Here is a 4,001-nt window from a genome sequence, read left to right as displayed (position 1 = left end):
CGGGAGGTACAAAGAATTGAATATCCCGGCGGATGAAATACCGGGTAACCGATAACTGGTCTCAGATGTCGCACGAAGGATTTGATGCTGACGGGAACATATACCTTTCGACGGAGTTATACTTCTCGCCGGGAATCCTGCATATTTGTAACTGCTGTACAGAACATGTAATGTACAATCCATGTGTCCATTAATGAGTTTTTTGTGGTATTCTATTTCTGAAAGGACAGTACTTTGAATCTCCTTCTGTTGGCTGTTATTCTGCTTGGCAACCGGGAGAACCATGAAATAGTATTTTACGACTATTCCGGTAACGATGGATGTTCCTTTACCGTCAGTGTTGGTCAGCCTTCGTTTCGAAGCTATGAAGATCGTTGGTATCCTGTTATTGATGGTATGGGGAATTCCTATAATCAGAACGAATATGTACTGCCGTCAATTACCTGCTACATTCCCATTCCTCCCGGCTGTGAGCCGGAAATCAGCTGCGTTCCCCGGGGCTCTCAATCTGTTTCACCGCCTGGACGGCTTCTTGTTACTCCCGTAATGAAGGGGGACGGGCTGGACACGGAATGGGAAATACCTTCCGCCATTCCTGCAGTGGATTCCGACGGTTACGTTGAACTTCGTACTTTCAGGATGGCAGGGACCACAGTCGCCGCGGTGACGGTTAATCCCTTTGGAGGCGGGAATATCAGCCAAATCCCTTTGGAGATATCCGTTCAGCTGACATGGCCTCCTGCCGCTGGAAGCCGCGAGATCGATTACTTTCTGCTTGAGGCTGCTTCCCATCCGGACCTTTTATTCTGGCCGGTAAATGACCGGACCGATGCCACCAGCCCTTTCTGGGGCTGCCCATGGGCCAGAATGGCGGTTTCCTCCACGGGTATCTACGCTGTGACCGGAGCGGAGCTTGAAGATGCGGGCTGCGAAATAGCCGGAACTCCTTCAAGAACGTTAAGGGTTTTCTCAGGTCCCGGAACCCAGTTTGATCTGAGAGATCCGGCCGATGAGCACCTGTTGTCCGAACTGGCTGTAAGTATATGCGATGGAGGAGATGGTGTATTTGACCAATCGGATACACTGATATATTTCGCCATGGAGCTGAACAGATTTGATGTTTCGACCGGAGAACTGGAGAGACTATCTCATCGATACGCGACTCACAACGTATACTGGTTGACATGGGGCGGAGAGGACGGCCTTAGAATAGATACTGTGAGCGCAACGCCTGACGCTTCGCCTGAATGGGGAGACAGCCTGCTTTGCAGTATCTGGCAGGAGCAGGATTATATATGGATAGCGGGGCAGGAAAAGCGGACTGGATGGGTCTGGACACAGCTTTACGAAGGCGTTCCGAATTACTTTTATTTTTCACCTCTCTCGCTTGACGGGTACGGAAGTCTGACTCTGTCAATAATACCTGAATACAAGGACAGCGGCCCCCACAGAGTTGAATTTGACCTTAACGGCTCGGTGATTGAAGATACACTGTGGAGTGGGGACGATGAAGTAGTACTGGACATCGGCAACCTTGTGTTCGATCCGTCCATGAATCTTCTAAAAATAACCGCAGTTGATGATCCCGGAGCTATATACCTGAACTACATCCAAATTGATTATCCCAGGACGCTGTCCTTCGTCGCCGATAGGATGCTGCGTTTTACCGATGCCGTTCCGGGCAGGTATAACTTTTCACTCGCCTTCGCGAAATCTGAATTTGCCCTTCTCGATGTTACGAACCCGGCGGTACCTGTGAGGCTTGAAGGTGAGCTGTCCGGTACAGATCTTGGTATTGCGCTTGATCTGGAGCAGAACAGCCGGTTCTGGTTTTCGGCGGATGCCGGGAATTATCTTACACCTGATTCCATAAGGGTTTCAGAACCGGGGCGGATAATCGGCAGCGGAATTCAGGGTGATGTCGCTATCGTTGTTGCAGATCAGCTTATGGGATCTGCTGAAATCGTTGAGGGAATATATGCCGCCAGAGGGGTTTCTGTAGCGCTTGTGAGTGTTGGTGAAGTCTACAACGAATTCGGGCAGGGCATTCGCGACCCCGGTGCTATCAGGTCTTTCTTCAGATATACCCAGGATTTCTGGAGCGAACCGGCCCGGTCTCTTCTACTGATAGGGGATGGTTCTTACGACCCTCTGATGCATGTTACTTCGTATCCTACACTGATACCCGCCTGTATTCTCCTTGATTCAGAAGATGGTTCGAATTACGATGATATCTTCGTTATCGCTCATGGGAACGGGGAGTACCCAGAGGCTCCAATATCAAGGATAACAGCATCTTCGGATGATGAGCTTACCGCTTATCTATCGAAAATCGCGCTTTACGAATCCCGGGAGGCGCCGGGACAGTGGGAGAACCGGATAATCCTTGTGGCGGACGATGAATGGGGAAAATCGTATAGTACACATGAATTTTATCACACGAGAAGCTGTGAATTCCTGACCGATTCCGTTCTTCCCGCGAGCCTGGACAGGATAAAATTCTATATGATTGAATACCCCTGGCCACCCGGGACTTCACCTTCGGGCACTCATCCGGAAAAGCCTGATGCCAGGATAGATCTTATTCAGGAATTGTCCGCCGGCTGTGCCAATATGATTTTCTTCGGCCACGGTTCCTACGGACAGCTTGCCCATGAGAAACTGCTTATTTCGAGTGACGTTGAGATAATTGAGAACGGTTCGCGGCTGCCGGTGATGATATTCGCCAGCTGCAACCTGGGGCAGTTTGAGATGATATCAGCAAATTGTCTTGCCGAGGATTTCGAGCTGAGACCGGGAGCCGGTTCCATCGTTTCCATTGGTGCTACCGGGGGTACTTATCCCCAGGCAAATGAGGATCTTTTCGCGCGTTATTACAGCGAAATATACGGCGGTGACAATCCCAGCATAGCGGAAGCTCTGTGGCTGGGCAAGATCCATGTTTCGAATATGAATAACAGGTATTACGTTCTCCTCGGAGACGGTGGTGTACATTCCGTATACCCATCCACCACAGCATGTAGTTTTCAAATTCCCCCGGATACTCTCTACAGAGGCAGAATCAACTCGGTTAACGGTTCTTTCCGTAACAGCTCGATAGGTTTCCTGAACATCACCGAGAGCGGATCGGAAAGGGTATACAATGGTTTTGACGGTGGTTCAGTAGCTTACCTCCGGTACGGATCGAGCATCTATCAAGCGTTAATTACCGGAACCGATCAGGAATTCTCCGCATCGTTTTTCATACCCCTTCAGTCTGATACAGGGTCCTATTCCCGTGGCAGCGCCTCGGGTATTTCAGAAAACAGCAGTGAGGTTGCTTTCGACGAGTGGATATCCTCAGTTGACGATGGCAATTACTCTGTCGATTCAACGCCTCCCTTGATTGAACTCTGGATCGACGGTTACAGAGGAGAAAACATTCCCTCCGTAAGTGGAGAAGTCGTCTTTAGAGCTTTGCTCTCCGATTCCAGCGGGATATGCTCGATGGGGGGTGGAGCAGGTCGTTCGATATTGCTCAGCCTGGATTCTCAGGGCTTCGATGTAAGCAGGCATTTTACCTACAGGCCGGACAGCTACACCAGCGGCGAAGTCGAATACAGCCTTCCCGAACTGGTAGAAGGGAACCACAGAATAATTCTTGTCGTCTGGGATGGGATGGGTAACACAGCAAGGGATACACTTGATTTTAAAATTGTAGAATTATGTGAGAATCTTCTGTCCTCGGTTTTTGTATACCCTAATCCGGGAGAAGGACGGAGATGTTTCAATTTTGAAGCCTCCACTGCAGGTACAGCCGCTATCACCGTTTACACCGTTGCGGGAAGGATCATCTGGAGAGAAACGTTCACATGCGAACAGGGCTACAATCAGGTTCTGTGGAACGGCCTTGACATGGATTACGATGAACCCGGATCCGGGGCTTACATTTACAAAATCGATTTTTCAACACTTGATGGCGCATCCGCTTCCGTAACCGATATAATGGCAGTAGTACGGGA

1 protein-coding gene is annotated in these 4,001 nt (G+C 49.8%); it reads left to right on the top strand.

What is annotated here, in order from left to right:
* Nucleotides 1–234: 234 nt before the first annotated feature.
* A partial coding sequence (locus K8S15_07435) for a hypothetical protein (protein ID MCD4775868.1) occupies nt 235–4,001 on the top strand: 3,767 nt, incomplete at its 3' end.

The organism is Candidatus Aegiribacteria sp. (genome assembly GCA_021108005.1).
Classification (GTDB): domain Bacteria; phylum Fermentibacterota; class Fermentibacteria; order Fermentibacterales; family JCC-6; genus Aegiribacteria.
This window is presented reverse-complemented; position numbering and strand designations above follow the sequence as displayed.